Source organism: Exiguobacterium sp. B2(2022), from assembly GCF_028823655.1.
GTDB lineage: Bacteria > Bacillota > Bacilli > Exiguobacteriales > Exiguobacteriaceae > Exiguobacterium > Exiguobacterium aestuarii_A.
This window is the reverse complement of the sequence record NZ_JAPEHX010000118.1, coordinates 1-1,268: the sequence shown is the minus strand read 5'-3', so window position 1 is coordinate 1,268 and position 1,268 is coordinate 1. Positions and strand designations below refer to the sequence as shown.

Genomic DNA, 1,268 nt, shown 5'->3' with positions numbered 1-1,268 from the left:
GCGCGCGGTCCCGCCAGAGCGAGCGCTCTTTCGACGTGTCGAGTCCGAGCGAGCGGCCGACGAGCGGCAACAAATCATAGCGATCGGTGTCTGCCAAGTTGCGGGCACCGATTTCTGTCTCCATATACCATCCGTTGAACGGCACGGACGTAAAACGGAGACCGCCGATTTCAAGTTCCATGTCGGCGATGGCCGGCACGGCATGCCATTTAATCGGGCGCCCATCAAACAAGTCAAACTCCTCGTGAACGATGTCGACTTCGAGCACGGCATCACTCGGCAAGTCATATAGACGAACGTCCTGACCGTCCGTAATCATGAGCGGCAACATATCAAACGGTGTGCCGGACCCGACCCATCCGAGTTGTTCTGCCCGTTTCGTCATCGGCACGGACATGGGGTCCCCGATGATTCCGTTCGGTGTCTCATATCCGGCATACCGAATCAGCTGCGTGTTCAACAGTTTGAACTCGTTCGGAAGGACTGTCATCGTCGAGCGGATTTTCCCACCGTTTGTGGCGAAATGAAGATGCTCTACAAGCCGAGCGAAGACGTCATCAAACGTTTTCGCATCCCGGGCATCGATCACATGAAGCGTCTGCCAAAACAATCGTCCGATGCAACGGTTCGAGTTCCGCCACGCTACTTTCGCGCCTTCACACAACTCCTCCGTCGTCAAGGAGTAGGAACCGGTACGATGCAACATGTCCTCAACTTCTTGAAGGCGAGCAGACCAATCTCCTTCTAGCTGTAAGAAAAATTGTCGCGCTACTTGTAATAAGTCCATCATTCAATCTCCTCTTTTCGCTTTCTCTTTCTCAATCATATTGAATCGAGGTAAATTGCGCCACCATTGCGCACAAAAAGAGCCGTACGTCAGACGGCTCTCGATTTTTCCTATTTCAATTTTATTTGTAAATCTTTTGGTTGGTGGATTGAAAAGCCACGTGGTTTTTCACGTTCAAGCGTAGTCAAGCGCTTCTCTAGCTGAGCCGTTTGCTCGTAGCTGGCTTCATACTGATATAAACCATTGGCCAATTCGGTCAAGCGAGTGATGTTGATGACAAAGGGACTTTGACCGTCATCGAGTAAAATAACGAGATCCATTTCACCGTCTGTCGGCAAGCGAATCGAGGCGTAAAAAGCAAGTGTTTTGAAGCCACGACGCATAATGACGATTGGGGATGTTCCGACAGTGACCTCTTGGTTTCGAAGTCTTGTAATCGTAATTCCGGCATGTATGAGACGGTTTGATTGCTCAATGGTTT

General features: G+C 50.6%; 1 protein-coding gene and 1 pseudogene. Both read right to left on the bottom strand.

The window, feature by feature from the left end:
• On the bottom strand, positions 1-787 hold a 787-nt coding region (locus tag ON063_RS14545; RefSeq protein ID WP_274665610.1), incomplete at its 3' end, for a nitric oxide synthase oxygenase.
• 110 nt (positions 788-897) lie between these two features.
• Positions 898-1,268, bottom strand: a pseudogene (locus ON063_RS14540) (hypothetical protein); the annotation flags it as partial.